Here is a 25,681-nt window from a genome sequence, read left to right as displayed (position 1 = left end):
ACCCCCCCTGATCTTCCTGATCTTCCAGAAGGTGTCGAACCATGACAGTCGCCATCGACCGCGCGACCGGCGAACGGCGCGGTGAGCGAGGACCGCGACCCGGGCTGGGTCAGCGCCTGAAGCACAGTTACCAGAAGTACTGGTACGCGTACGCGATGATCGCCCCCGTGGTGATCGTCCTCGGCGTCCTCGTGCTCTACCCCCTGGTGTACGGCTTCTACCTCACGCTCACCGACGCCAACAGCCTCAACACGGCCCGTACGATCGGCGTCAACCACATCGACGCCACCTACAAGTTCATCGGGCTGGACAACTACAAGGACATCCTGTTCGGTCCGACGTCGTACGCCCGGTTCTGGTCGCACTTCATCTGGACGATCGTGTGGACGGCGGTGTGCGTCGCCCTGCACTACTCCATCGGGCTGGCTCTCGCCCTGCTTCTCAACCAGAGGCTGCGCGGCCGCACCTTCTACCGGCTGATCCTGATCCTGCCGTGGGCCGTGCCCACCTTCGTCACCGTCTTCGGCTGGCGGTTCATGCTCGCCGACACCGGCATCATCAACTCCGCCCTCGACGCGTTGCATCTGCCCACGCCGCTGTGGCTCGAGGACACCTTCTGGCAGCGGTTCGCCGCCATCATGGTCAACACCTGGGCCGGTGTGCCGTTCATGATGGTCTCGCTGCTCGGCGGACTGCAGTCCATCGACTCCTCGCTGTACGAGGCCGCCGAGATGGACGGCGCGAGCGCCTGGCAGCGGTTCCGGTACGTCACCCTGCCCGGCCTGAGGTCCGTCAGCTCGACCGTCGTACTGCTCGGCATCATCTGGACCTTCAACCAGTTCGCCGTCATCTTCCTGCTGTTCGGCAACACCGCGCCCGATGCCCAGATCCTCGTGACCTGGGCCTACTACCTCGGCTTCGGACAGCAGCCGCGTGACTTCGCGCAGTCGGCCGCCTACGGCATCCTGCTGCTGGCCATCCTGATCGTCTTCACCTCCTTCTACCGCCGCTGGCTGAACCGCAATGAGCAGCAGCTCGCGATCTGAGGCAGGAGCCCCCATGAGCACCACGACACCTCCCGAGATCACCGCCGACAAGCCGGTGACGCCCCAGGCTCTTGCCGCGCTGAACCGCGGCCCCGTGCGCCGCCGAGGCGAGCGCGGCCTGCTGGCCTCCCTCGCCTCCCACGGCATCCTGATCGTCGCGAGCATCGTCGCGCTCTTCCCGGTCGCCTGGCTGGTGTTCCTGTCTCTCGGCCCGGACAAGGACGACTACCTCCACCCCGGAGGCATCTGGGCGAAGATGACCTTCGACAACTACTCGTTCGTCCTGCAGCACACCGGCTTCTTCGACTGGCTGAAGAATTCGCTGATCGTCTCGCTCGGCACCACGGTCCTCGGCGTCCTGGTCGCCGCGACGACCGGGTACGCGGTCTCCCGCATGCGCTTTCCGGGTTACCGGAAGTTCATGTGGGTGCTCCTGGTCACCCAGATGTTCCCGGTAGCGGTTCTCATGGTGCCGATGTACCAGATCCTGGCCGACGTGCAGCTCATCGACAGCTACCTCGGCCTCGTCCTCGTGTACTGCTCCACCGCGGTGCCGTATTGCGCCTGGCTGCTCAAGGGCTACTTCGACACCATCCCGTTCGAGATCGACGAGGCGGGACGCGTCGACGGGCTGACCCCCTTCGGCACGTTCGCGCGGCTTATCCTGCCGCTCGCCAAGCCGGGTCTGGCGGTCGCCGCCTTCTACAGCTTCATCACCGCCTTCGGCGAGGTCGCCTTCGCCTCGACGTTCATGCTGAGCGACGACAAGTACACCTTCGCCGTCGGCCTGCAGAGCTTCATCAGCGAACACGACGCTCAGCGCAACCTGATGGCCGCCACCGCGGTGCTGATCGCGATACCCGTCTCCGCGTTCTTCTACCTTGTGCAGAAGAACCTGGTGACCGGCCTCACCGCGGGCGGCACGAAGGGCTGACCACCCTCGCAGGGCTCCCGCGCGCCTGATCCGCGCGGGTGGCGGCCGCGGGGCCCTCCCCCAGGCTCTTCGAGCAGGGGGACGTCCAGACCCCGCAGTCACCGCGGCCGCCTCGTCATCCTCCGCCCGAGCCGCCTCAACGACCCCCACTCCTTCCTCGCTCCCGGGCTCGCCGAGGGCGGGGACCCGCATCACATCAAGGACGCCATGAGCCAGCACTCCGCCGACCCGGCCCCGAACACCGCCCTCGCCACGGTCGCCGCCCACCGCGACTGGTGGCGTGAGGCGGTGATCTACCAGGTCTATCCGCGCAGCTTCGCCGATGGCAACGGCGACGGCATGGGGGACCTGGAGGGCGTACGCTCCCGACTCCCGTATCTGCGCGACCTCGGCGTGGACGCCGTCTGGCTCAGCCCCTTCTACGCCTCGCCGCAGGCCGATGCCGGCTACGACGTCGCCGACTACCGTGCCGTCGACCCCATGTTCGGCAACCTCCTGGACGCCGACGCGCTGATCCGCGACGCCCACGGGCTGGGGCTGCGCATCATCGTCGACCTGGTCCCGAACCACTCCTCCGACCAGTACGAGTGGTTCAGGCGCGCGCTCGCCGAAGGCCCCGGCTCGCCGCTGCGCGAGCGCTACCACTTCCGTCCGGGCAAGGGCGAGAACGGCGAACTGCCGCCCAACGACTGGGAGTCCGTCTTCGGCGGCCCGGCATGGACCCGCGTCACCGAACCCGACGGCACCCCCGGCGAGTGGTATCTGCACCTCTTCGCGCCCGAGCAGCCCGACTTCAACTGGGACCACCCCGCCGTCGGCGACGAGTTCCGCTCCATCCTGCGCTTCTGGCTCGACATGGGCGTCGACGGCTTCCGTATCGACGTCGCCCACGGCCTGGTGAAGGCCGAGGGTCTGCCCGACCTCGGCACCCATGACCAGCTCAAGCTGCTGGGCAACGATGTCATGCCGTTCTTCGACCAGGACGGCGTCCACGCCATCTACCGCCAGTGGCGCACGATCCTGGACGAGTACGCGGGCGAGCGCATCTTCGTCGCCGAGGCCTGGACCCCCACCGTCGAACGCACCGCCAACTACGTCCGCCCCGACGAGCTCCACCAGGCCTTCAACTTCCAGTATCTGAGCACCGACTGGGACGCGGCCGAGCTCCGCGCCGTGATCGAGCGCACCCTGGAGGCCATGCGCCCTGTCGGCGCCCCGGCCACCTGGGTGCTCTCGAACCACGATGTGACCCGCCACGCCACCCGCTTCGCCAACCCGCCCGGCCTCGGCACCCAGATCCGCACGGCCGGCGACCGCGAGCTGGGGCTTCGGCGGGCAAGGGCCGCCACCCTGCTCATGCTGGCGCTGCCCGGATCGGCGTACATCTACCAGGGCGAGGAACTCGGTCTGCCGGACGTGGTCGACCTGCCCGACGAGGTGCGCCAGGACCCGGCGTACTTCCGCGGCGCGGGACAGGACGGCTTCCGTGACGGCTGCCGTGTCCCGATCCCGTGGACCCGCAGCGGGTCGTCCTACGGCTTCGGCACCGGCGGCAGCTGGCTGCCGCAGCCGGCGGGCTGGGGCGACCTGAGTGTCGAGGCGCAGCAGGGCGTGGCCGGCTCCACCCTGGAGCTGTACCGCTCCGCGCTCGCCGCGCGGCGCGAGCAGCCCGGCCTCGGCGCCGGCGACTCGGTCGAGTGGCTGCGTGCACCCGAGGGCGTGCTGGCCTTCCGGCGCGGGGGCTTCGTCTGCGTCGCCAACACCAGCGGTGAGTCGGTCGCGCTTCCGGCGTACGGCCGTGTGCTGCTCGCAAGCGCCGAGGTGACCGAGGCGGACGGCGAGGCGAAGGTGCCGGCCGACACGACGGTCTGGTGGACGGTCGACTGACGCCTCGCAAGGCTTTCCGATCGTTTTCAGGGGCCCGTCGTCCGGCATGGACGGCGGGCCCCGCCGTCTGTCCCGGCAGTTCCCACCGCGCCAACCGGCCGCTATCCGGCCCTACTTCGTATATGGCAGGAACATGCCGAGGGGTTGACCGTCACGGCCCGGGCTCGTACGGTCTGCTCGATTGCAAGTAGTTGAAAACTTGCAGCAATTCCCCTCAGGAGATCTCAGGGTCTCCGGCAGGCGCCCCCAGCAGATCCTTCAACGGAGAAGGAACCCCCACATGGCCAGTAGAACGCTCTCCGGCGCCCTCGCCCTCACGGCGGCCGTGTCGGTCGCACTCGCCGTCCTCGCCGGGACCGCCCAGGCCTCCCCGCCCGGCACCAAGGACGTCACCGCCGTCCTCTTCGAGTGGAAATTCGCCTCGGTCGCCAGGGAGTGCACCACCACCCTCGGTCCGGCCGGCTACGGCTACGTGCAGGTCTCCCCGCCCGCCGAGCACATACAGGGCTCGCAGTGGTGGACGTCCTACCAGCCGGTGAGCTACCGGATCGCGGGCCGCCTCGGTGACCGCACGGCCTTCCGGAACATGGTCGACACCTGCCACGCGGCGGGCGTGAAGGTCGTCGTGGACACCGTCGTCAATCACATGTCGGCCGGCAGCGGAACCGGCACGGGAGGTTCGTCGTACACGAAGTACGCCTATCCCGGCCTGTACTCGTCCGCCGACTTCGACGACTGCACCGCCCAGGTCACCGACTACCAGGACCGCTGGAACGTCCAGCACTGCGAACTGGTGGGCCTCGCCGACCTGGACACCGGTGAGGAGTACGTCCGAAAGACGATCGCCAGCTATATGAACGACCTGCTCGGCCTCGGTGTCGACGGCTTCCGCATCGACGCGGCCAAGCACATCCCGGCAGCGGACCTGGCCGCCATCAAGTCCCGGCTGACCAACCCCTCCGCGTACTGGAAGCAGGAGGTCATCCACGGTGCGGGCGAGGCGGTCCAGCCGACCGAGTACACGGGCAACGGCGACGTCCAGGAATTCCGCTACGCCTATGACCTCAAGCGGGTGTTCACCAGCGAGAAGCTGGCCTACCTCGGCAACTACGGCGAGGGCTGGGGCTACTTGAACAGCTCGGTCGCCGGCGTCTTCGTGGACAACCACGACACCGAGCGCAACGGCGCGACCCTGAACTACAAGAGCGGCGCCGACTACACACTGGCCAACGTCTTCATGCTGGCCTGGCCCTATGGCGCCCCCGACATCAATTCCGGCTACGAGTGGTCCGACGCGGACGCCGGCCCGCCGAACGGCGGCCAGGTGAACGCCTGCTGGCAGAACGGCTGGAAGTGCCAGCACGCCTGGCCGGAGATCAAGTCGATGGTCGCCTTCCGCAACGCCACACGCGGACAGGCGGTCACCAAGTGGTGGGACAACGGCAACAACCTCATCGCCTTCGGCCGGGGCAGCAAGGGCTATGTGGTGATCAATCACGAGAGCACGACGGCCGACCGGTGGTACGAGACGTCGCTGCCCGCGGGCACCTACTGCGATGTGCAGGGCAACAGGACCGTGACGGTGAACAGCAGTGGCTGGTTCGAGGCGTCGGTCGCCCCGAACACCGCGCTCGCCATCTACGCGGGAAAGTCGGGCTGCTGAGCCGGCACCCCTCCCAGGCCCACTGCCCGCCGTGCCGGAGGCAGTGGGCCTTCGTCCGTCGCGTAGCCCGATGCAAATTATTTCCGCTGCTTTCATAACTCTTGCTGTAAACCTTGCGCGGGCGGTACGGTCGCGCGGGCGCCCGGCGACGGAGCCGTGCCGCGGCGCAGGGGTCGGACCCGATCGAGCCGCAATCGCGAGGAGTTCACGCCTGTGATACCGAGATGGCCGGCGCCCTCGAGGCGCCGTATCCCGAGCCGGACAAGGGTCGCGGCCCTCACCGTCACCGCGCTCGCCGCGGCGCTCCTGCAGCCCCTGGCCGCACGGGCCGCCACTCCGCCCCCGCCGCCGTCCGATGCGCGGCTCGCGGCCGAGCCCGCGCGGCACGACGCCACCCGCGAGCAGTTCTACTTCGTCATGCCGGACCGTTTCGCCAACGGCGACGCCTCCAATGACCGCGGGGGCCTGACCGGTTCACGCCTGTCCACCGGCTACGACCCCACCGACAAGGGCTTCTACCAGGGCGGTGACCTCAAGGGCCTGATCAAGCGGCTCGACTACATCAAGGGACTCGGCACCACCGCGATCTGGATGGCGCCGATCTTCAAGAACCAGCCTGTCCAGGGCACCGGTTCCGATACCTCGGCCGGCTACCACGGCTACTGGATCACCGACTTCACCCGGGTCGACCCGCACTTCGGCACCAACGACGACCTCCGGACCCTCATCTCGAAGGCACACGCCAAGGGCATGAAGGTCTTCTTCGACGTCATCACCAACCACACCGCCGATGTCGTCGACTACGAGGAGAAGTCCTACGACTACCTCTCCAAGGGTGCGTTCCCGTATCTGACCAAGGACGGGCGTCCCTTCGACGACGCCGGCCACGCCGAAGGCACGAACGGCTTCCCGGCGACGGACGCCGACTCCTTCCCGCGCACACCCGTGGTCCCCGCCGCGAAGAAGGACGTCAAGGTCCCCTCGTGGCTCAACGACCCGACGATGTACCACAACCGCGGTGACTCCACGTACGCCGGTGAGTCCACCACGTACGGCGACTTCTCGGGCCTGGACGACCTGTGGACCGAACGTCCCGAGGTCGTCGAGGGCATGGAGAGGATCTACGAGCGCTGGGTGCGCGACTTCGGTGTCGACGGCTTCCGGATCGACACCGTGAAGCACGTGAACATGGAGTTCTGGACCCAGTGGGCGACGGCGCTCGACAAGTACGCCGCCGCACACGGACGCAAGAACTTCTTCATGTTCGGCGAGGTCTACTCCTCCGACCCCTCCCTCACGTCCCCGTACGTCACGCAGGGCCGCCTCGACGCCACCCTCGACTTCCCCTTCCAGGAGGCGGCCCGCCAGTACGCCTCCCAGGGCGGCAGCGCGCAGAAGCTCGCGGGTGTCTTCGCGAGCGACTACAAGTACACGACCGACAAGGCCAACGCCTACGAGCAGGTCGCCTTCCTCGGCAATCACGACATGGGACGGATCGGCTCCTTCCTGGAGCAGGACAACCCCGGGGCGCCCGACGCCGAACTGCTCAAGAAGGACGAACTCGCCAACGAGCTGATGTTCCTCAGCCGCGGCAACCCCGTCGTCTACTACGGCGACGAACAGGGCTTCACCGGATCCGGCGGCGACAAGGACGCCCGCCAGACGATGTTCGCCTCCGAGGTCGCGGACTACCTGGACGACGACGAGATCGGCACCGACCGCACGCACGCGAGCGACGCGTACGACACGAGTGCGCCGCTCTACCGGCAGATCAGCAGTCTCTCCGCGCTGCGGAAGGACAACCCCGCGCTGGCCGACGGAATCCAGACCGAGCGGTATGCGGCCGACGGCGCCGGCATCTACGCCTTCTCCCGCACGGGGAGCGACGGGACCGAGTACGTCGTTGCCTTCAACAACGCCGGTGAGCAGAAGACGGCCACGTTCGTGACCGGGTCGGCCGGTATGACGTTCGGCGGTGTCTACGGGACGGACACGTCGGTCAGGAGCGACGCGGACAGGAAAGTCACCGTCACCGTCCCGGCCGAGTCGGCCGTCGTCCTCAAGGCCGCCGGCCGACTCGGCGCACCCGCCACGAAGCCGACGGTCGCCCTGAAGGCCCCGGGCGCGGGCGCCACCGGAACCGTGGAGGTCGCGGCGGACGTCGACGGCGGGCAGCTCGACCGGGTCGTCTTCGCCGCCCAGACCGGCAACGGCCCCTGGCGCGTCCTCGGCTCCGCCGACCACGCCCCGTACAAGGTCACCCAGACCATCGGCAAGGACGTGGCGCCCGGCACGGCCCTGCGCTACAAGGCCGTCGTGATCGACTCGGCCGGCCGTACCGCGAGCGCCGCCGCCATGAGCACCACCGGCACACCGCCCGCACCCGAGATCCCCACGGCCTCCTCCCGGGACCACGCGATCGTCCACTACAAGCGCGCCGACGGCGACTACGCGAACTGGGGCCTGTACGCCTGGGGCGACCTCGCCGACGGCGAGGCGACCGACTGGCCGGACAGCCACCCCTTCGCCGGCCGCGACGCCTACGGTGCCTTCGCCTACGTCAAGCTCAAGCCGGGCGCTTCGAACGTGGGCTTCCTGGTCATCGACAAGGACGGCACCAAGGACGTCTCCGCCGACCGGTTCATCGACGTCACCAAGACCGGCGAGGTCTGGGTCGAGCAGGGCAAGGAGGCCGTCCTCACCGAGAAGCCGGCGGCCGATTACCCGGCGCAGGACAAGACGAAGGCGATCCTCCACTACCACCGCGCTGGGGGCACCTCCCAGGCCGAAGGCTCTGGGGGAGGGAACTACGACGGCTGGGGCCTGCACGTCTGGACGGGCGCCGCGAACCCCACCGACTGGTCGAACCCGCTGAAGCCGGTCAGGACCGATGCCTACGGTGCGGTCTTCGAGGTGCCGCTCACCGAGGGGGCCAACAGCCTCAGCTACATCGTCCACAAGGGCGACGAGAAGGACCTCCCCGCCGACCAGTCCCTGGACCTCACGGCGAACGGCCACGAGGTGTGGCTGCTGAACGGGCAGGAGAAGTACCTGCTGCCGCAGCCTTCGGGCAGCGCGGCCGCTCTCGACCCGACCACGTCCAAGGCCATCTGGATCGACCGGAACACCCTCGCCTGGAGCGGCGTCGACGGCGCCGCCTCCACTCAGCTGCTGTACTCCCACGACGGTTCGATCGCCGTGAACGACGGCACACTCACCAGCGACGACGAGCGCTGGCTGCGGCTGACGAAGACCATGCTCACCGACGTGCAGAAGGCTAAGTTCCCCCATCTGAAGGACTATGCGGCCTGGTCCGTCGACCCGCGCGACCGCGACCGGGTGCGCGAGGCGCTGAGTGGGCAGATCGTGGCCTCCCAGCGCGCGGTGAACGGTGCTGTGCTCGCCGCTACCGGAGTGCAGATCGCCGGTGTCCTGGACGATCTGTATCCCGGCGCGACCAAGGCCGCGCTCGGCCCGGTCTTCCACGACGGCCGGCCGACCCTGTCCGTGTGGGCGCCGACGGCCCAGAGCGTGCGTCTCGACCTCGACGGCACAGCCGTGCCGATGCGCCGGGACGCCACCACCGGCGTCTGGTCCGTCACCGGTCCCGCATCCTGGAGGAACAAGCCCTACCGGTACGTCGTGAAGGTCTGGGCGCCCAGCGTCCGCAAGGTCGTCACCAACGAGGTCACCGACCCCTACTCGGTCGCCCTCACCGCGGACTCGCAGCGCAGCCTCGTCGTCGACCTGAACGACAGGTCGCTCGCCCCGCGCGGCTGGTCGACACTGGCCAAACCCAAGGCCGTGCCGCTCAGGGACGCGCAGATCCAGGAACTGCACATCCGGGACTTCTCGGTTGCCGACAGCACGGTCCCGGCGAAGGACCGGGGCACCTATCTCGCCTTCACCGACCAGGACAGCGACGGCTCCGAGCATCTGCGCGAGTTGGCGAAGGCCGGGACGTCGTACGTGCATCTGCTGCCCGCCTTCGACATCGCCACCATCCCCGAGAGGAAGGCCGACCAGGCGAGCCCCGACTGCGACCTCGCCTCCTACCCGGCCGACTCCGACAAGCAGCAGGAGTGCGTGACGAAGTCGGCCGCCAAGGACGCCTACAACTGGGGTTACGATCCCTACCACTACACGGTCCCCGAGGGCTCCTACGCCACCGACCCGGACGGCACCGCCCGTACGCTCCAGTTCCGCGAGATGATCAAGTCGCTGAACCAGGACGGCCTCAGGGTCGTCATGGACGTCGTCTACAACCACACGGCGGCGAGCGGGCAGGCGGACACCAGCGTCCTGGACCGTATCGTGCCGGGCTACTACCAGCGGCTGCTCGCCGACGGCTCGGTGGCCAACAGCACATGCTGTGCCAACACCGCGCCCGAGAACGCCATGATGGGCAAACTCGTCGTGGACTCGATCGTCACCTGGGCCAGGGAGTACAAGGTCGACGGGTTCCGCTTCGACCTCATGGGCCACCACCCGAAGGCCGGCATCCTCGCCGTGCGCCGGGCCCTCGACGCGCTGACCCTCGCGGAGGACGGCGTCGACGGCAAGAAGATCATCCTCTACGGCGAGGGCTGGAATTTCGGCGAGGTCGCGAACGACGCCCGCTTCGTCCAGGCGACGCAGGCGAACATGGCCGGCACCGGCATCGCCACCTTCTCCGACCGGGCCCGTGACGCGGTGCGCGGTGGCGGCCCCTTCGACGAGGACCCGGGCGTGCAGGGCTTCGCCTCCGGCCTGTACACCGACCCCAACTCCTCGACGGGCAACGGGACGCCCGCCGAGCAGAAGGCCCAGCTCCTGCACTACCAGGACCTCATCAAGGTCGGTCTCAGCGGCAACCTCGCCGAGTACCGGTTCACCGGCACGGACGGCAAGGACGTCACCGGAGCCGAGGTCGACTACAACGGCGCCCCGGCCGGCTACGCGGACGCGCCGGGCGACGCCGTTGCGTACGCCGACGCACACGACAACGAGTCGCTGTTCGACGCGCTCGCGTACAAGCTGCCCAAGGACACCTCCGCGTCCGACCGGGCCCGTATGCAGGTCCTCGCCATGGCCACGGCAGCCCTCTCGCAGGGTCCGTCTCTCTCCCAGGCCGGCTCGGACCTGCTGCGCTCCAAGTCCCTCGACCGCAACTCCTTCGACAGCGGTGACTGGTTCAACGCGGTCCACTGGGACTGCCGGGACGGCAACGGCTTCGGGCGCGGGCTGCCGCCGGCGGCCGACAACCGGTCGAAATGGCCCTATGCGGGGCCCCTGCTGACCTCGGTCGAGGTGGGGTGCGACCAGATCGACGGCGCCTCCGCTGCGTACCGGGACCTGCTGAGGATCCGTACGATCGAGCCCGTCTTCTCCCTCGCCACAGCCGACGAGGTGCAGTCGAAGCTCTCCTTCCCGCTCTCCGGGAAGGACGAGACGCCCGGCGTGATCACGATGGAGCTGGGCGATCTGGTCGTCGTCTTCAACGCGACGCCGAAGCGGCAGGAGCAGACGGTTGCGAACCTGGCCGGCAAGGTCTACGCGCTGCATCCGGCGCAGGCCGAGGGCGCAGACCCTATCGTCAAGACGTCCTCGTACGCGGAGGAATCCGGGACGTTCGCCGTTCCGGGTCGCACGGTAGGGATCTTCTCCCGGGCCGGACGCTAGGACACTAGCGTGGTGGGGCGGGCCGGAAACTCCCGGTCCGCCCCACCTTTTCCGTGCGCCGAGGGGCGGCTCACATGGACGGCAACGGCAAACAGACGGGGTCCACCGTGCTGGTGGTCGACGACGTGCACGCCAGCAGCTATGCGCTGGGTGCGGTGCTCCGCCGGGCGGGGCACCGCGTGGTGCCCGTCGCCAGCGGCGGCGAGGCACTGACCGAACTCGGCTTACGGCTGCGCCAAGGCACCCTGCCCGACGTCGCCCTCGTCGACGTGGGCCTGCCGGACATGAGCGGCTTCGAACTGTGCCGCAGGCTCAAGTCCTCGCCCACCACCGCCGCGCTCCCGGTGGTGCACTTCTCGGCCGTCTCCGACGGGCCCGAATTCCGGTGCCGGGGGCTGGACTCCGGCGGCGAGGCGTATCTGTCGGTGCCGGCCGAGCCCGAGGAGATCCAGGCCGTCGTACGGGCCGCCGTGCGCAGTGCCCGGATGCGGACCGGCGCGGAGGCGCTGGCGCGGCGGCTGAGGCTGCTGTCCGAGACGATCGTCTCCGTGCACGCGGCGCGGTGCATGAAGGAACTGGTCCAGGCCGCCGCCGAGGGCACCGCCCGGCTCACCGGCTCGCCCGCGGTGGTCTTCGTGCTCGGCGAGGAGGGCGAGCTCTACCGGGGCCTGTCCCCGTCCCGGGCGCGCGCCTCGCTGCCGGACTCCGAGGCCAACGAGGCGGTCGCCCGGCTGATCCGCGGCCTGTTCGCCGGGCACACCGGGGCGCGCGGCACGGTGGTGCCGTATCCGCTGTGGCCTGCGGGCTTCCTGCGGCCAGGCAAGCCCGAGGACGCGCGCGTGGTGGTGGCACGCAGCCAGGAGGGCAAGCCCGCCGTCTGCCTCGCCGTGCCCGCGCGGGGCCCGACGGACGACGGCGACCCGCTGGTCGCCCGGCTCGCCCAGGCCACGGCGCTCGCCGCGGAGGCGTTGCTCATGTACCAGGTGGAGCGCCATGTCGCGCTCACCCTGCAGCACAGCTTCCTGCCCCAGGAGGCGCCCGAGGTACAGGGCGTCGAGACGGTCGTCCGTTATGTGCCCGCCTCCCGGCAGACCGAGATCGGCGGCGACTTCTACGCGGCGCTGAACACCTCGCACGGAGTGCTCGCCGCGGTGGGCGACATCGCGGGGCACTCGCTGGACGCCGCCACCGTCATGGTGGAGCTCCGGCACGCGCTGCGCGCCTACTGCGTCGAGAACCCGGACCCGCGGAGCCTGGCACGGCGGCTCGACCGGCTGCTGCAGCACTTCCACCCGGATGTCACCGCCACCGTCTGTCTGGTCCTGGTCGATCCGGACAGTGGGCGCGTGCGCATCGCCAACGCGGGCCATATCCCGCCGCTGGTCGTGCACGAGGACGGCACCGCCGAGTACGCCCGCGCCGACGGTCCGTTGCTCGGACTCGGCCTGGACCGGCCGCCACCGACCGAGGCGGTGCTGGGCCCCGCGGACCGGCTGCTCATGGTCACCGACGGACTCATCGAGAACCGCGGCACCGATCTGGCCGTCTCCATGGAACACCTGCGTACGGCCGCGGCCGACGCCCCGCCCGGCGTGGCCACGCTGTGCGACACACTGCTGCGCCGCTTCGGCCATGACCGTGAGGACGACATCGCACTCCTGGCGCTGCGGCTGGGGAGCGCGGGGCTAGGGTGAGGGCGCCCGCCGTAGAACAGGAGTGCCATGCCGCAGATCACCGTCGACTACTCCGCAACGCTGGAGGACTCCTTCGACCGGCGCGCGTTCGCGCCGGCGCTGCACGCCGAGGTGGTCGAGATCGCGGCCGCGCGGATCGAGGCGTGCAAGACGCAGTTCCGACGCACCGAGGACACCACGGTCGGCGCCGACCCGGACGGGCACGCGGTCGTGCACGTCACCCTGGGGCTGCTGGCCGGACGCAGCGACGACACCAGGGTGAGGCTCACCGAGGCGACGCTGGAGCTGCTGCGGCGGCATGTGAAGCCGGCAGGGGGACTCGCCCTGCACCTGTCCGCCGAGGTGCGGGACCTCGACCCGTCGTACCGCAAATCCGAGAGCTGATGCTGTCAGAACATCCGTCAGGACGCCAGGGAGATCAGCCGGGCGACCAGGTCGCCGAAAGGCCCCTCGCCCGGCTCGTTCTTCAGCACGCGCCGCAGCAGCTTCGCCATCTCGTCGTCGTGGGCGGCGCTCACCGCCGACAGCGCCGCGAAGTCGTGCACGAGCTTGACCTCCAGCTCGCGGCGCGGGATCCGGCGCCCGTCCAGCCAGATCAGTGCCGTCGACTCGACGAGCGAGATCCACGAACGGATCACCAGTTCGAGGCGCGCCGGCGGATCCGGGATCCCCAGGTGCGCAAGCATCTGGACATAGGCGGACTGCCGTACCGAGTCCACGAGCGCGTTCGTCCGCGACGAGCCGACGGAGGGGCCGCCGCGCATCAACGCCGAGAAACCGGGGCCGTGTTCGTCGACGAAGTCGAAGAACCGGTGCATCACACGCAGCAGTCGTGCGCCCAGCGGGCCCTCCTGCGGCTCCACGAACCGGGTCGACAGTTCCTCGGAGGCGCGCTTCAACGCCGCTTCGTAGAGGCTGAGTTTGCCGGGGAAGTAGTGATAGACCAGCGGCCGCGAGATGCCTGCGGCCGACGCTATCTCGTCGATGGAGACCTCGTCGGGGGAGCGCTGGCTGAACAGTTCGAGCGCGACGCCGATCAACTGCTGCCGCCGCTCCTCGACTCCCATTCTGCGGCGTACCCCGGTTGTCATGAGAACACCTTACCGATCGGATCCGGCCCCGAACGGGTTCCAGCGGCCATGGCCGTTCACACATTCAGCACGATCTTCTCGCCAGGCACCCACGGCACAGGCGTCAACCCCTGCTCCAGCACCGCAGGCGGCCTCCGGGACGCACTCACCTCAGGCGCCCCGCGGGCCGTGCTCAGCGAAGTCCGCTGATCGTCCTGCCGTCGTCGAGAGTCCCCTTCAGCCCGGCCTGGGCACCCTGCGTCGCCCGTACCGCCAGCAGGCTTCCGTCCGCCGAACCGGTCACCCCGCCGGTCGCCCGGACCGACGTGGTGTCCCGACTCCCCGCGGCGAGCAGGTACCAGAGCCCTTCCGCCGATTTCCACAACACCCCCGCCAGCACATGGGGATCCTTCGTGCCGCACGCGGCGACGCCCTCGGCCTTGGCCGCGACCGCCCCGTACCGCCCGCCCGGCGTGTGGAACTGCGCCAGCACCCGCGGCCCGTCCCCCCGCCAGGTGTCGGCCCGTGTGCACACCCAGGCAGCGGACCCGGACCCGTCCGGCAGCTTCTGCCGCGCGTACTCCCACGCGTTGACGGACCGCACGCCCTGTGACCGTACCGTCGCCAGCGAGCAGGCGAACGGAGACCAGATGCGCAGTGCCTCCGTCCCGGACGCCTCACCGGGCGCGGCCGGCCGGCCCACGGTGAGATGCGCCGGGGTCAGCTCCCCGAGGTCGGTCAGCAGCCGGGTGCCCGAATCGTCGGTCAGCTGCAGCACGTTCCACGACGGGCACGAGCCGGTTCGCTCGGCCGGACCGGCCAGCGGCGCGGTCACCCCGTCGGCGGGGCCCAGGTCCACCGTCCCGGACGACGGCTTGAGCAGGTCCCGCTCGGCAGCCCCGGTCACCCAAGGCGCCGTCAGATAGCGGACGTTGCCGTCGGCGCGGTGCAGGACGACCGCCTCCGCCTCGGCACCGTCGGCCGCGTCGACCCGGGCGAAGTCGAGCGCGGCTCCGTCCGTGCCGTTGGTCGGTTCGGCGTAGCGGGCGATGCGCAGACCGTCGTAGAAGATCACCACGCGTGCGGCGTCGACGCGTCCGGCGTACAGCAACTGCGGCGGTCCGGCCGGGGCGCCCGACGGGGTGCCCGGGGTCGCGGAGACCTGGACGGACCCGCCGGGCCGCGCCCAGACGGCAAGGGCACGGCGCAGCAGTGCCCTGTCCCCGGTGAGGCCGCCGCGCGCGGGCCACACGGAGAAGTCGGTGCGTGCCGATGTCTGCCAGGCGGCGGGCGGCACCTTAGTGACCTTGGCCGGGTCCAGGATCGCCTGGGCGGCCGGGTTCTGCGCATACGACGGGGCGGCCGCGCCGTCCGGGCCCCAGCCGCCGCTCGGCAGGGCGAGCAGCGCGCCGCACACCACTGCGGCGCCCGCGGCGGCGAGCGCGGCCTTGGTGTGCTGTCTGCGCCGCATCAGATCGGTCGGCCGCGCCTGCAACGAGCACGGGTCGAACTCGGGGGACTCGAGCAGCGCGTCCTGCCTCGGCACGCGCGAGGCCTCGCGAAGGGCGGCCGTCGGGCGGCTGACACCCGCCGCGGCCAGCACCTTGCGCACGCCGTCCTCGGGGAGGCGCTCCAGACCGCGCAGCACATAGGCGGCGCGGCCCGGCCCGGACAGCGTGGACAGACGCTGGTCCAGGGCGAGTTCGTCGGCGCCGCCCGAGCGCGGGAAGAGCCTCAGTCCCCATACCTGGGGAAACAGGGGAGGCAGCTGCGACCGCTTGGGCCAGGCCGCGCGCTTCAGCGGACGGCCCGCCTCCAGAGCCGTACGCACCACCTGGAGGCGCAGCAGGGAGTACCCGGGGTCGCCGCCGCGGGCGTCCCCCGAGCCGTCGGCTTCCGTGGCCTGGGCCGGGATCACAGAGGCGGAGGCGCGCCCGCGGGGCAGCGCCCGCTGGACGAGGGCGTGTGCGGTCAGCACCCGCCGGGTGCGGCCGAGGCCCGGTGGCAGCACCAGATAGGCGAGCCGGACGAGCCGGGGATAGTGCTCGACGAGCGCGGCCTCGGCCTGCTCGATGTCGACGACCGGCCCGGAGACGGGAGTTGTGCGCGAGGCGACATCCTGTGACTGCACGTCCGGCAAAACGAGCGGGACGGTGGTTGGTCACCTGGACGAGGGCTCGGCCCCCGGGCGCCCCTTCGGCACAGGGCGCAGGCGTCCCGTGCCCGGGTCCGCGAGCGGGCCGAACGGGACGCTCAGGCTTCCGGTTCGACCAACAGGCGCGCGTAGTTCGCCATCGAGCGCTGGTAGCGCGGCAGATGAGGCGCGAGCGCGCCGAGCACCAGGGACAGGCCCTCGCGGTCACGGCCCAGGCTGGACAGGCACAGGGCCAGGCAGCCGCGTACGGCGTCGTCCAGTTCGTCGGAGGGCGCGTCGAGTTCGGGGGTGAGCAGCTTGACGCCCTCCTCGGCCTGCCCGATGTTCCGCAGCGAACTGGACAACTGGATCTTCGCCCGGCGTCCGCGGTACCCGTCGAGGCCGCGTGCCAGCGCCTCCCGGTACAGCGGCACCGCCGTGTCCGAGTGGCCCGTCGAGTCCCAGGCGCAGGCCCGCTCGAAGGGCCCGAGCGGGCTGTCCTCGGGCAGTTCGGCGACCAGGGCGTCGATCACCGCGCGGAAGTCCGCGGCACTCCGGGCGGAGCCGGCGTCGGGTGCCGTCCTGGTGTGGTCCTCGAAGGCCGCCCAGGCGGCGGCCACGCGCTGCTCCCAGTCCTGCGTGCTCATGCTTGCCCCTCGCCCCGGTGTTCAGGCTGCTCACCCTCGCACAGGCGTGCCGATCCGGGCACCGGATTTCGCGTGATTCCGGAGGGGACGACTGTCGGTGCCATTGAGCATGGAGCGCGCCGCAGCCGTAGGGAAAGGCAGGGCCCTTGCGAGGGCTCCCAGCGGCATGGGCCAGGACGACCGGAGGAACACATGAGGTGGACGCGCGAGATGCTGACGGCCGGTGCGGCCGTCGCCCTGCTGGTGCTGACCGGGTGTGCCGGGTCGGGAGGGCCGGATGACGCCCAGCGCAAGATCCCGGCGACCGCGACCGGCAGCCTGGAGGACCTGGCCGCGGACGTGCAGTGCAAGCCGAACATCCAGACGGACGCCGACGAGATCCGTCAGGCCATCTGCAACAACTCCGACGGCAAGTTCGTGCTGGCCACCTTCGCCACCGACCGGGGGCAGCGTGACTGGATCAACGACGCCAAGGACTACGGCGGTTACTACCTCGTGGGCCGCAAGTGGGTGGCCGTGGGCGACGACGGAGTGGTCAAGGCGTTGCGCGGCACGCTGGGCGGTGAGGTGGAGATCGGGACGGACCACCACGCCCACGCCGGGCACAGCGGCTGAGCCGCGCCGCGGCGGACACGCAGAAGGCCGGTGGCGGGGGATCCCGCCACCGGCCTTCTGCAGTGGATCAACGGTTCAATCGGTCACTGGCACCGCTGGCCGCGGTTGAGGCAGTTGACGATCTTGTTCGCCAGACCGCCGGTCGTGACGCTGATGAAGTCGTCGTGGTCGGTGGCCGGCTTGTGGAGCTGTTCCGGGAAGCCGTCCACCGCATAGGCGTTCTTCACCACACCGTCCTGGACGGTCGGCGGCGTGATCTTGTACACCAGTCGCATCGTCAGCTGCGGAATGGCCTTGAAGCCGTTCTGGCAGTTGCCGTTCGCGTCGGCGAAGGCCACATGCGTACGGTGGTTGGCGCTGTCGATGTTCTGGCCGTCCCAGCAGCTCTGGAAGGCGAACGTGCGGACCACGTTGCTGCCCTGCGGGCAGATCGGGTACTGCGTCGTCAGCTGGACCTTGTTCTCGAAGCCGGTGCAGCTCCAGTGCGCGTTGGCGTTCGCCGGTCCGTTGGTGGTGGTCTTGGCGTCACCGGTGATGATGCGCAGGAACTGAGGCATCGCGACGACCTTGGCCCTCGGGCTGCCGACGTACTTGATCTGGGCCTGCACCGGCGTCAGGATCCGGCCGACGTTGCCTTCCTTGCCGCCGCCGTCCGCGTTCTGGTCGAAGTCCTGCGTGCCGTCCTGGACACGGACGACCGGCCAGTAGTACGACGACAGGTCGTTCTTGTTCTGGCAGCTGGTCCCGCCCTGCAGGAACGTGTCGTTGCTGGAGAACGCGTTGACCTTCTGGTTGCCGACATAGTCGTGCAGATGGTGCGCGCCGTTGGCCACACCGGGCGCCACGATCACGTTGTCGGTGTTGTGGTTCTTGTTGGCGTTCACACCGCACCGTGTGGTGAACGTGCCGGTCGAGGCGTTGCGGCTCTGCTGCGGCTTCGCCTGGACGTTCCGCTGGACCTTTGTGATGTCGACGAAGTCGGCTGCGACCGGACCGTTGCCGGCCTGGCCGCCGTTGCCCTGCTGCTGACCGGCGTTCTGGCCCCCGGTCTGCTGCTGGCCGCCGTTGGTGCTCTGCTGCTGGCCGGCGTTGGTGTCGGCCTGGTCGGCGGTGGCCCCGGTGCAGCCGGCCAGGTTGTCCAGGCTGTCGGGCGCGCTGCCGCCGACCCGGTTGATCTCCAACTGGATGCGGTCGATGATCACCTGCCGCCGCTCCTTGAGCGGCTGGAGGATCGAGTTCTGGACGAAGCTCGAGTCCCTCGCCTGTGCGTCCCGTGTGGTCGCCAGACGCTGGTAGGCGTCCGTGATCTGGCGGTCGAGGTTGGCCAGTTCGCCGTCGACCTCGCTACGGGCCTGGTCCGGCACGTCGGTGAGTTCCTGCCCCACGTCCGGGCAGGTGATGGTGGCCACCTGAGCCGTGGCGGCCTTGGTGCTGTTCTGTGCGTTCGTCTCGTCCGCCGAGGCGTAGTAGTTCGCCCAGATCAGCCCGCCCCCACCGAGCGCTAGGGCAGCCGAGGCGGCTATGGCCTTGGTGGCCAGCGGCGTACGGCGTTTTCGTGTGTTGCGTCCCATGGAACTCCTCTGACTTCCTTTCGGGGCGGAGGCGCCCGACAGGGGTGAAGCGGTGCTCTCCCATACGCAGGGGGCCCGTGGGGCGTTCAGAATTCTCAGAGGAACTTGGAAGTTCGTGCGGTCATTTCGGATGCAATGGGCACAGAGGCCCCTGTTTCAGCGAGAGTTGAGTGGGGTAACCTCATGACTTTCAATTCGATTCAGTATCGAGTTCGGTGCCGTCTTTTCCGGCCGTGATCCATATGGGTGACTGCGGTCGTGAACCTGCCGTTGTCGTCGCAGGAAAACGCCATGGCCCGGTTTGGCGAAATTGTTGGAGATTTGTTTCGTCATTGCCCGTTCCGGTACGACGGAGCGGACGGCACCCTCGCATACGGGTCAGAGCCCGAGCACCTTCGCCTCCACTGCGGGGTCGAGTCCCAGCGGCGGCCGGTCCTCCCGCCGCGGCGCGACCCCGTCCAGGCCCCGCAGCCACTCCCAGGTGTCCCGCACCGTCTCCTCGACCGTCCGGCACCGCAGCCCGTCCCGTACCGCCCGTGACACGTCGGCACCGTGCAGGGCGGCGTGATAGTCGCCCCCCGGCGGCACCCACACCGGCAGCTGCGTCCACGGCTCGATCCCGGCCCCGAGGATCACCTCGGGCGCCGTCCAGCGCAGTTCCGCGGTTCCCCCGGTCACCCGTGCACAGGCGTCCAGCAGCTCGGACATCGTCGCGTGGCCCTGCGGGCTCATGAGGTTGTACGGCCCGCTGAGCTCCCGCTCCACCGCACCGAGGATCCACTGAGCGAGGTCCCGGACGTCGACGTACTGCAGCGGCAGTTCGCGCGGCCCGGGCGCGAGCACCGGCCCGCCGCGGGCCGTCCGGCCGAGCCACCACGGCAGCCGGCCGACGTTCTCGTACGGACCGAGGATCAGTCCGGCCCGCACGAGCAGCGACCTCTCGGGGCCGAAGGCCCCGACCGCGGCCAGCTCGCCGCCCAGCTTGTCCTGCGCGTACTCGGTCCGCTCCGCGTCCGCCGCGGCCCCCTCGACCAGGGGCGCGCTCTCGTCGTACCCGGGATCGGGTGCCCAGGCGTACACCGAGCAGCTGGACACGTACACGTACCGGGCGGCGCGGCCGGCGAGCAGCCGCGCGGTCTCGTGCACCGCCCGGGGCGCCGCCGACCAGGTGTCGACGACGGCGTCCCACTCGCCCTCGGCCAGCGCCGCGAGCCCGCCGGGCGCGGTCCGGTCGCCCCGCAGCGCGCGTACCCCGGGCGCGGTCCCGTGCCGCCCCCGGTTGAGGACGGTGACCTGCCAGCCCCGCTCGAGGGCGGCCTCCACGGTGGCTCGCCCCACGAACTCCGTTCCACCCAGCATCAGAAGTCTCATACCGACGACTGTGCCCGGCGGGCCCGTGGGGCGGAACCCCGATCTGCTGACAGAAGATCGGCCGCAGGCGTCAGCGGACCGCGGGCGGCGCGTACTTGTAGCCCACCCGCCGCACCGTCTGGATCACCCCGCGGTGCTGGGCGCCGAGCTTGCGCCGCAGCCGCGCGATGTGGACATCGACGGTGCGTCCGTCGCCCACATGGTCGTAGCCCCACACCGTGGTCACCAACTGGTCCCGGGTGTGCACCCGGTGGGGGTGTGCGACCAGGTGCGCGAGCAGCTCGAACTCCAGGTAGGTGAGGTCGAGCGGCTGCCCGTCGACCGTGGCGGTGCGCCACGCGGTGTCGACGCGGACGAGCCCCTCGCCGCGGCCTACGCCGTCGGCGGCCGGGGCGGCGTCCTGGTGGCCGGGCACCGCGACCGGCAGCACCGGCGGCTGCTGGTCGGCCGGAACGATCACCAGATAGCCGACCATCGGCGGCCGGCCCGGCAGGCTGGGCAGGGAGTGCTGGGGCACCGGCAGCCAGGTGGCGCCCGGCGGCAGGAAGCCCGCCATGTCGACGACCTCGTCGCGGGCGACAGCACGCAGCCGGTGGCGTGCCGAGCCGTCCGCGGGCGCGGTCGGGGTGGTGAGGGGGGCGGTCGAAAGGGGACGAGTGGTCGCCATGAGAGGTCAGCTCTTTCGCGCGAGAAGTTCGTCGGGGAGGCCGACGACCGCCGATGCCGGTCGGGGTCGTCGTGGACGTACGTCGTGCGCGCTGGCCGAAGGCCGGGTGGTTACGGCTTCAGAGGGCCCGCGCGTTCCACGCGCGACAACACACCCGGTCGAAGTCGTGGTGCTGACGGGAGGGCCAGAAGGGCTCGAGGTCATGGCGACCCGTCGCGCTGTGCTTCTGGAAGCCGGTCATGTCCCCATTGAAGCAGACGACCGCGCTCCGCAGGAGACTCCTCTCACCCGTCGGACGCTCCTTGCCGTGAACGTGACGCTGCACGCCGTACGGAGCGCCGCCGGCGCGAAAGGGCGCCCACCGTCCGGTGGGCGCCCCCTCGGAGCCGTGGTGCGTCGATCAGACCTGGCCGGCCTTCTCCAGCGCCGAGCAACAGGTGTCGACGATCAGACGGGTCACGACATACGGGTCGACGTTGGCGTTCGGACGGCGGTCCTCGATGTAGCCCTTGCCGTCCTTCTCCACCTGCCAGGGGATGCGGACCGAGGCGCCGCGGTTGGAGACGCCGTAGGAGTACTCGTTCCACGGGGCGGTCTCGTGCAGACCCGTCAGCCGGTCGTCGATGCCGGCACCGTAGCTCTTGACGTGGTCCATCGGCTTGGAGCCCTCGCCGAGGGCCTCGCACGCGGTGATGATCGCGTCGTAGCGCCCGCGCATCGCCTTGGTCGAGAAGTTGGTGTGCGCGCCGGCGCCGTTCCAGTCGCCCTTGACCGGCTTGGGGTCGAGGGTGGCGGAGACGCCGAAGTCCTCGGCGGTGCGGTACAGCAGCCAGCGGGCGACCCACAGCTGGTCCGCGACGTCGAGCGGGGCGAGCGGGCCGACCTGGAACTCCCACTGACCCGGCATCACCTCGGCGTTGATGCCGGAGATGCCCAGACCAGCCTTCAGGCAGTTCTCCAGGTGCGCCTCGACGATCTCACGGCCGAAGATCTCGTCGGCGCCGACACCGCAGTAGTAGCCGCCCTGTGGGGCCGGGAAGCCGCCCTCGGGGAAGCCGAGCGGACGCGCGCCGTCGAAGAAGGTGTACTCCTGCTCGATGCCGAAGATCGGCTCCTGGGCGGCGAACTTCGCGGCGACCTCGGCCAGCGCGGCACGCGTGTTGGAGGGGTGCGGGGTCGTGTCCGTGTCGAGGACCTCGCACAGCACCAGGACGTCGTCGCCGCCGCGGACCGGGTCCGGACAGGAGAAGACCGGCTTGAGCACGCAGTCCGAGGCGTGGCCCTCGGCCTGGTTCGTGGAGGACCCGTCGAAGCCCCAGATCGGCAGCTCGGCACCCTTGGCGTCGTCACCAAGGATCTTCGTCTTGGAACGAAGCTTGGCCGTCGGCTCGGTGCCGTCGATCCAGATGTACTCAGCCTTGAAGGTCACGGGCCACATCCTCCGGGGTGGGTCTCGACCGAGCGGTCGAAGTCGTTGCGGGTGCGCGGCGCAGCGGCACTGGGCGCCGGGTGATGCCCGGCAGCCTGTCAACAGACGGTTTCCCGGCCGTTGCCCATGTGTGAACCCCGTGTTACCCGGGGCCGGTGAGCCGTGTCTCAAGGTCGGTGTCCGCGGCGGCTCTTCGGACGCCGTCCAGGAAGCCCCGCACCGCCGCCAGTTCCCGCTCGTCGTACCCCTCGAGCAACTCCACCGCCCGTCCGATCAGCGGAGCGAACGACGCCCACCCGAGCTCCACCGCCCGCTCGTCGACCTCGACGAGCACCCGGCGCCGGTCGCGCCCGTCCCGCACACGCCGGACGTGCCCGAGCCGTTCCAGCCGGTCGACCAGGGCCGTGGTGCCCGCGGAGTTGAGCCCGAGGAGCGCGCCGAGGCGGCCCGCCGTCATCTCCTTCCCGGCCCGCGAAGCGTCCATGAGGGCGATCAGGGCGCGCACGTCGGTCGGGTGCATGCCGTTGCGGTTCGCGAACCGGACGCTGTGCAGCCCGAGTTCGACGGTCACCGCACGCAGGAGATGGACGATCTCCATCTCGGGTCCCTGGTGAGCCCGGTCCGCCATGCCCGCCCCGATCGTCGTCCTGATTCATCGTGCCGGCCGATTGTCTTGCTGGTCAATTATCTTGCTGGGCGAGAGAATAAGGGCTCATGGACTCCTCTGTGTACGAGGCGCATGGCCCGACCGACTTCCACGCGGCGTACGACAAGGTGCTCGCCCAGTGGCCCGCCGACACCCGACAAGGCACTGTCGCCACGGACTTCGGCAGCACCCGGGTGAACAGTTGCGGCCCCGGCGACGGCCCCCCGCTCGTCCTGCTGCCGGGCGGTCGCGCGACCTCGGCGTCCTGGTTCGCCAACGCGGCCGCCCTGTCCCGTGTCTTCCGTGTCCATGCCGTCGACCTGATCGGTGACGCCGGCCGCAGCGTCCCCAACCCGAGCCGCCCCGTCCGTACCGTCGCCGACCTGGCGGCCTGGCTCGACGCGGTCCTCGACGGGCTGGGGATCGGCCGGGCCGCCCTGGCCGGGCACTCGTACGGCGGCTGGATCGCCCTTCACTACGCGTTGCACGCCCCGGGACGCGTCACCCGCCTCGCCCTGCTCGACCCGACCCAGTGTTTCGCCGGATACCGGGCCGGCTACCTCCTGCACGCCCTGCCCATGGTCCTGCGCCCCACCGCGCGCAGGATCCGGGCCTTCCTGGAGTGGGAGACGGGCGGGGTGCCGCCGGCCGCGTGGCTGCGGCTCCAGGAGACGACGGCCGGCTTCCCGACGGCCCGCCCGGTCACGGGGCCACGCCCGAGCGCCGCCGCGCTGCGCTCGCTGCGTACCAGGGTCCTGCTGCTCGTGGCCGCGAACAGCAGGACCCATGATCCCCTCCATGTGGCCGCCCGAGCCGCCGAGTTGCTGCAGGACGTGGAGACCCACGTCCTGCCGGAGGTGTCTCACCACGCCCTGCCGTACACCAACCCGACGGCCACGAACCGCCGCCTCCTGGAGTTTCTGGGCGGCTGACCTCACCCCACCTTCTCGATCACGGCCCGGCGGATCAGGAACTTGCCGGGCTCACGGACCTGCTCGAAGGCCGCGTTGTTGAGCAGCACGCAACTGCCGGAGACCGAAGTGACCGTCACCGTGGTGGACTTGTTGTTGTCCAGGTTGGTGACCTTCAGCTTCGTGCCCGCCGGGAACTGGTTGCTGGATGCGGCAGGGGCACCGCCCTCGCCGGACAGCGTCACCGTCGAGCCCTTGCAGACCTGCTGGCCCGAGGCGTTGCCGGTGTCGCCCGCGGGGGCCGCGGGTGCGTTGCCCGCGGCCTGCGAGGCCTGGGGGTCCTGAGCCGACCCCCCGGCCTGCGCGGCACCGCCGGCCTGCGCCGCTCCGCCCGCCTGAACGGACTCCCCGACCTGGCAGCCCGAGGCCTCCTGCTGGACCTTGATCTGGGCGACGACCGCCTCGCGGTTGGCGATCCGCGCCGCCGACTGGGCGTCCGGATCGGCCTTCTGGGCGGCGATGAACGACTGGTTGTTGCCGAGCGCGGTGGCCAGCCCCTTGCAGACCGTCGAGTTGGACGCGTTCTGCACGTTCGCCGCGTTCGAGGTGGCGGCGAGGGCGAAGGCCCCGCTGCCGGCCACGGCGACGGCGCCGACCGCCAGCGCGATCTTCTTCTTGGGACTGAGGGTTCTCCTACGCGACATGCGCGCCTCCTGTCCCCGGCCGCCTTCCACGGCGGCCGGTCGCGATAGGTACGCCGCTATGTACGAGATCCCGAACGGGGTTACTCAGCGGTTGCAGACATCACCGAAGTAACATGGGTCACACGGGAGTTGTGGCTCATCGGGACAGAGCGTCGCGTACCGCATCATCCGTACGGGCGACGACGGCCGTACCGTCGTCGGCGGTGATGATCGGCCGCTGGATGAGCCTGGGGTGCTCGGCGAGCGCGCGCACCCAGCGGTCGCGGTTCGCGTCGTCCCTCGCCCACTCCTTCATGCCGAGTTCCTTCGCGTCGGCTTCCTGGGTGCGGGTGATGTCCCAGGGTTCGAGGCCGAGGCGCGTCAGCACGTTCCGGATCTCGTCCTCGGTGGGGACGTCCTCCAGATAACGGCGGACCGTGTAGTCGGCGCCCTCGGAATCGAGCAGGTTGAGCGCGCTGCGGCACTTCGAGCAGGCCGGATTGATCCAGATCTCCATGCCCCACACGGTACTCGAAACACCACTTCTCACCGGTGTCACAACCATGCCCAAAGCCCTTGTGGCCAGCGGCTTTTGTCAGTGGGCGGCAGTAGAATAGAAGCAGTGTTCGAGGGAGTCGCCGGGGTGTCCGGACGGCTCCCGACCGCGACAGGAGGATGCTCGTGCCCGCTGCCGCAACCAAGCCGAAGCCGACCCAGTCCACCGCCCGCAGGCGGGTCCCGCTGGACCTGCCGTACGCGCCGGTGGAGAAGCGCCCGCTCCCTCCGGGGCGGCCGCGCGAGTGGTACGTCACGCACAACCGGCGCCTGAAGGCGATGCGTCTCGCGATCGCCCTGCTCGACTCCGGCGTGTACGTGGCGAACCAGGCGCGCAACGAGACGATACGGAGCACGGCGGAACGGATCGGAGTGCACCCGCCGTCGGACACGACGTGCCACATGGTGCGGGCGCTGATGCGGTACAGCCGTTGAGCCGTGGCGGCGGGTGCCCTCTCGACGCGAGGGCACCCGCCGCCGGTGCTGCTGGTGCGGCG

General features: G+C 70.1%; 21 protein-coding genes. 10 read left to right on the top strand and 11 right to left on the bottom strand.

Annotated features, from left to right (window positions below):
- The first annotated feature begins 41 nt into the window (after positions 1-41).
- The 7 genes from VXC91_RS22050 (at position 42) to VXC91_RS22020 (ending at position 13,269) form a co-directional block, all read left to right on the top strand.
- Positions 42-1,046, top strand: coding sequence for a carbohydrate ABC transporter permease (locus VXC91_RS22050; RefSeq protein ID WP_329509032.1), 1,005 nt, complete (start codon positions 42-44; stop codon positions 1,044-1,046).
- Positions 1,047-1,059: 13 nt separating this feature from the next.
- On the top strand, positions 1,060-1,980 hold the full coding sequence (locus tag VXC91_RS22045; RefSeq protein ID WP_329509031.1) for a sugar ABC transporter permease: 921 nt from the start codon (positions 1,060-1,062) through the stop codon (positions 1,978-1,980).
- 207 nt (positions 1,981-2,187) lie between these two features.
- The gene (locus VXC91_RS22040; RefSeq protein WP_329509030.1) at positions 2,188-3,867 is read left to right on the top strand and encodes a glycoside hydrolase family 13 protein; all 1,680 of its coding nucleotides are present in this window, start codon (positions 2,188-2,190) and stop codon (positions 3,865-3,867) included.
- 280 nt (positions 3,868-4,147) lie between these two features.
- Complete coding sequence (locus VXC91_RS22035) at positions 4,148-5,530, top strand: alpha-amylase (RefSeq protein ID WP_329509029.1); 1,383 nt, start codon at positions 4,148-4,150, stop codon at positions 5,528-5,530.
- A gap of 213 nt (positions 5,531-5,743) precedes the next feature.
- Positions 5,744-11,191 (top strand): pullulanase-type alpha-1,6-glucosidase, encoded by a 5,448-nt coding sequence (gene pulA / locus VXC91_RS22030; RefSeq protein WP_329509028.1) that lies wholly within the window; start codon positions 5,744-5,746, stop codon positions 11,189-11,191.
- Between the two features lie 74 nt (positions 11,192-11,265).
- On the top strand, positions 11,266-12,885 hold the full coding sequence (locus tag VXC91_RS22025; protein ID WP_329509027.1) for a SpoIIE family protein phosphatase: 1,620 nt from the start codon (positions 11,266-11,268) through the stop codon (positions 12,883-12,885).
- A gap of 27 nt (positions 12,886-12,912) precedes the next feature.
- Positions 12,913-13,269, top strand: a complete 357-nt coding sequence (locus VXC91_RS22020) for a 5-carboxymethyl-2-hydroxymuconate Delta-isomerase (RefSeq protein WP_329509026.1) — start codon at positions 12,913-12,915, stop codon at positions 13,267-13,269.
- 17 nt (positions 13,270-13,286) lie between these two features.
- On the opposite strand, the gene VXC91_RS22015 is transcribed toward VXC91_RS22020, so the two are convergent.
- From VXC91_RS22015 to VXC91_RS22005, 3 genes are all read right to left on the bottom strand, one after another.
- Positions 13,287-13,976 (bottom strand): TetR/AcrR family transcriptional regulator, encoded by a 690-nt coding sequence (locus VXC91_RS22015; protein WP_329509025.1) that lies wholly within the window; start codon positions 13,974-13,976, stop codon positions 13,287-13,289.
- 172 nt (positions 13,977-14,148) lie between these two features.
- Positions 14,149-16,086 carry a hypothetical protein gene (locus tag VXC91_RS22010; RefSeq protein WP_329509024.1) on the bottom strand — a complete coding sequence of 646 codons (1,938 nt, stop codon included), beginning with the start codon at positions 16,084-16,086 and terminating at the stop codon, positions 14,149-14,151.
- 122 nt (positions 16,087-16,208) lie between these two features.
- Complete coding sequence (locus tag VXC91_RS22005; protein ID WP_329509023.1) at positions 16,209-16,736, bottom strand: tetratricopeptide repeat protein; 528 nt, start codon at positions 16,734-16,736, stop codon at positions 16,209-16,211.
- Positions 16,737-16,928: 192 nt separating this feature from the next.
- On the opposite strand from VXC91_RS22005, the gene VXC91_RS22000 reads away from it, so the two are divergent.
- On the top strand, positions 16,929-17,351 hold the full coding sequence (locus tag VXC91_RS22000; protein WP_329509022.1) for a hypothetical protein: 423 nt from the start codon (positions 16,929-16,931) through the stop codon (positions 17,349-17,351).
- An 83-nt stretch (positions 17,352-17,434) separates the two neighbouring features.
- Here the strand turns inward: VXC91_RS22000 and VXC91_RS21995 are convergent, their stop codons facing one another.
- From VXC91_RS21995 to VXC91_RS21970, 6 genes are all read right to left on the bottom strand, one after another.
- Positions 17,435-18,922 carry a DUF1996 domain-containing protein gene (locus tag VXC91_RS21995; protein WP_329509021.1) on the bottom strand — a complete coding sequence of 496 codons (1,488 nt, stop codon included), beginning with the start codon at positions 18,920-18,922 and terminating at the stop codon, positions 17,435-17,437.
- Between the two features lie 378 nt (positions 18,923-19,300).
- Entirely contained in the window at positions 19,301-20,293 is a 993-nt protein-coding gene (locus tag VXC91_RS21990; RefSeq protein WP_329509020.1) for an NAD-dependent epimerase/dehydratase family protein, read from the bottom strand.
- A 70-nt stretch (positions 20,294-20,363) separates the two neighbouring features.
- Positions 20,364-20,960, bottom strand: coding sequence for a winged helix-turn-helix domain-containing protein (locus VXC91_RS21985; protein ID WP_329509019.1), 597 nt, complete (start codon positions 20,958-20,960; stop codon positions 20,364-20,366).
- Between the two features lie 118 nt (positions 20,961-21,078).
- Entirely contained in the window at positions 21,079-21,201 is a 123-nt protein-coding gene (locus tag VXC91_RS21980; protein WP_329509018.1) for a hypothetical protein, read from the bottom strand.
- 159 nt (positions 21,202-21,360) lie between these two features.
- The gene (gene glnII, locus VXC91_RS21975; protein ID WP_329509017.1) at positions 21,361-22,389 is read right to left on the bottom strand and encodes a glutamine synthetase; all 1,029 of its coding nucleotides are present in this window, start codon (positions 22,387-22,389) and stop codon (positions 21,361-21,363) included.
- A 142-nt stretch (positions 22,390-22,531) separates the two neighbouring features.
- Complete coding sequence (locus tag VXC91_RS21970; RefSeq protein WP_329509016.1) at positions 22,532-23,017, bottom strand: MarR family transcriptional regulator; 486 nt, start codon at positions 23,015-23,017, stop codon at positions 22,532-22,534.
- Between the two features lie 86 nt (positions 23,018-23,103).
- On the opposite strand from VXC91_RS21970, the gene VXC91_RS21965 reads away from it, so the two are divergent.
- Positions 23,104-23,967, top strand: a complete 864-nt coding sequence (locus VXC91_RS21965) for an alpha/beta fold hydrolase (RefSeq protein WP_329509015.1) — start codon at positions 23,104-23,106, stop codon at positions 23,965-23,967.
- Positions 23,968-23,969: 2 nt separating this feature from the next.
- On the opposite strand, the gene VXC91_RS21960 is transcribed toward VXC91_RS21965, so the two are convergent.
- Both VXC91_RS21960 and VXC91_RS21955 read right to left on the bottom strand, forming a co-directional pair.
- Positions 23,970-24,650, bottom strand: a complete 681-nt coding sequence (locus VXC91_RS21960; protein WP_329509014.1) for a hypothetical protein — start codon at positions 24,648-24,650, stop codon at positions 23,970-23,972.
- 136 nt (positions 24,651-24,786) lie between these two features.
- Positions 24,787-25,146 (bottom strand): arsenate reductase family protein, encoded by a 360-nt coding sequence (locus tag VXC91_RS21955; protein WP_329509013.1) that lies wholly within the window; start codon positions 25,144-25,146, stop codon positions 24,787-24,789.
- Between the two features lie 164 nt (positions 25,147-25,310).
- Between VXC91_RS21955 and VXC91_RS21950 the strand changes: the two genes are divergently transcribed.
- Positions 25,311-25,619, top strand: coding sequence for a hypothetical protein (locus VXC91_RS21950; RefSeq protein ID WP_329509012.1), 309 nt, complete (start codon positions 25,311-25,313; stop codon positions 25,617-25,619).
- Positions 25,620-25,681: the final 62 nt, after the last annotated feature.

Origin of the sequence: Streptomyces chiangmaiensis (assembly GCF_036281785.1) — a bacterium.
Classification (GTDB): Bacteria; Actinomycetota; Actinomycetes; order Streptomycetales; family Streptomycetaceae; genus Streptomyces; species Streptomyces chiangmaiensis.
This window is presented reverse-complemented; position numbering and strand designations above follow the sequence as displayed.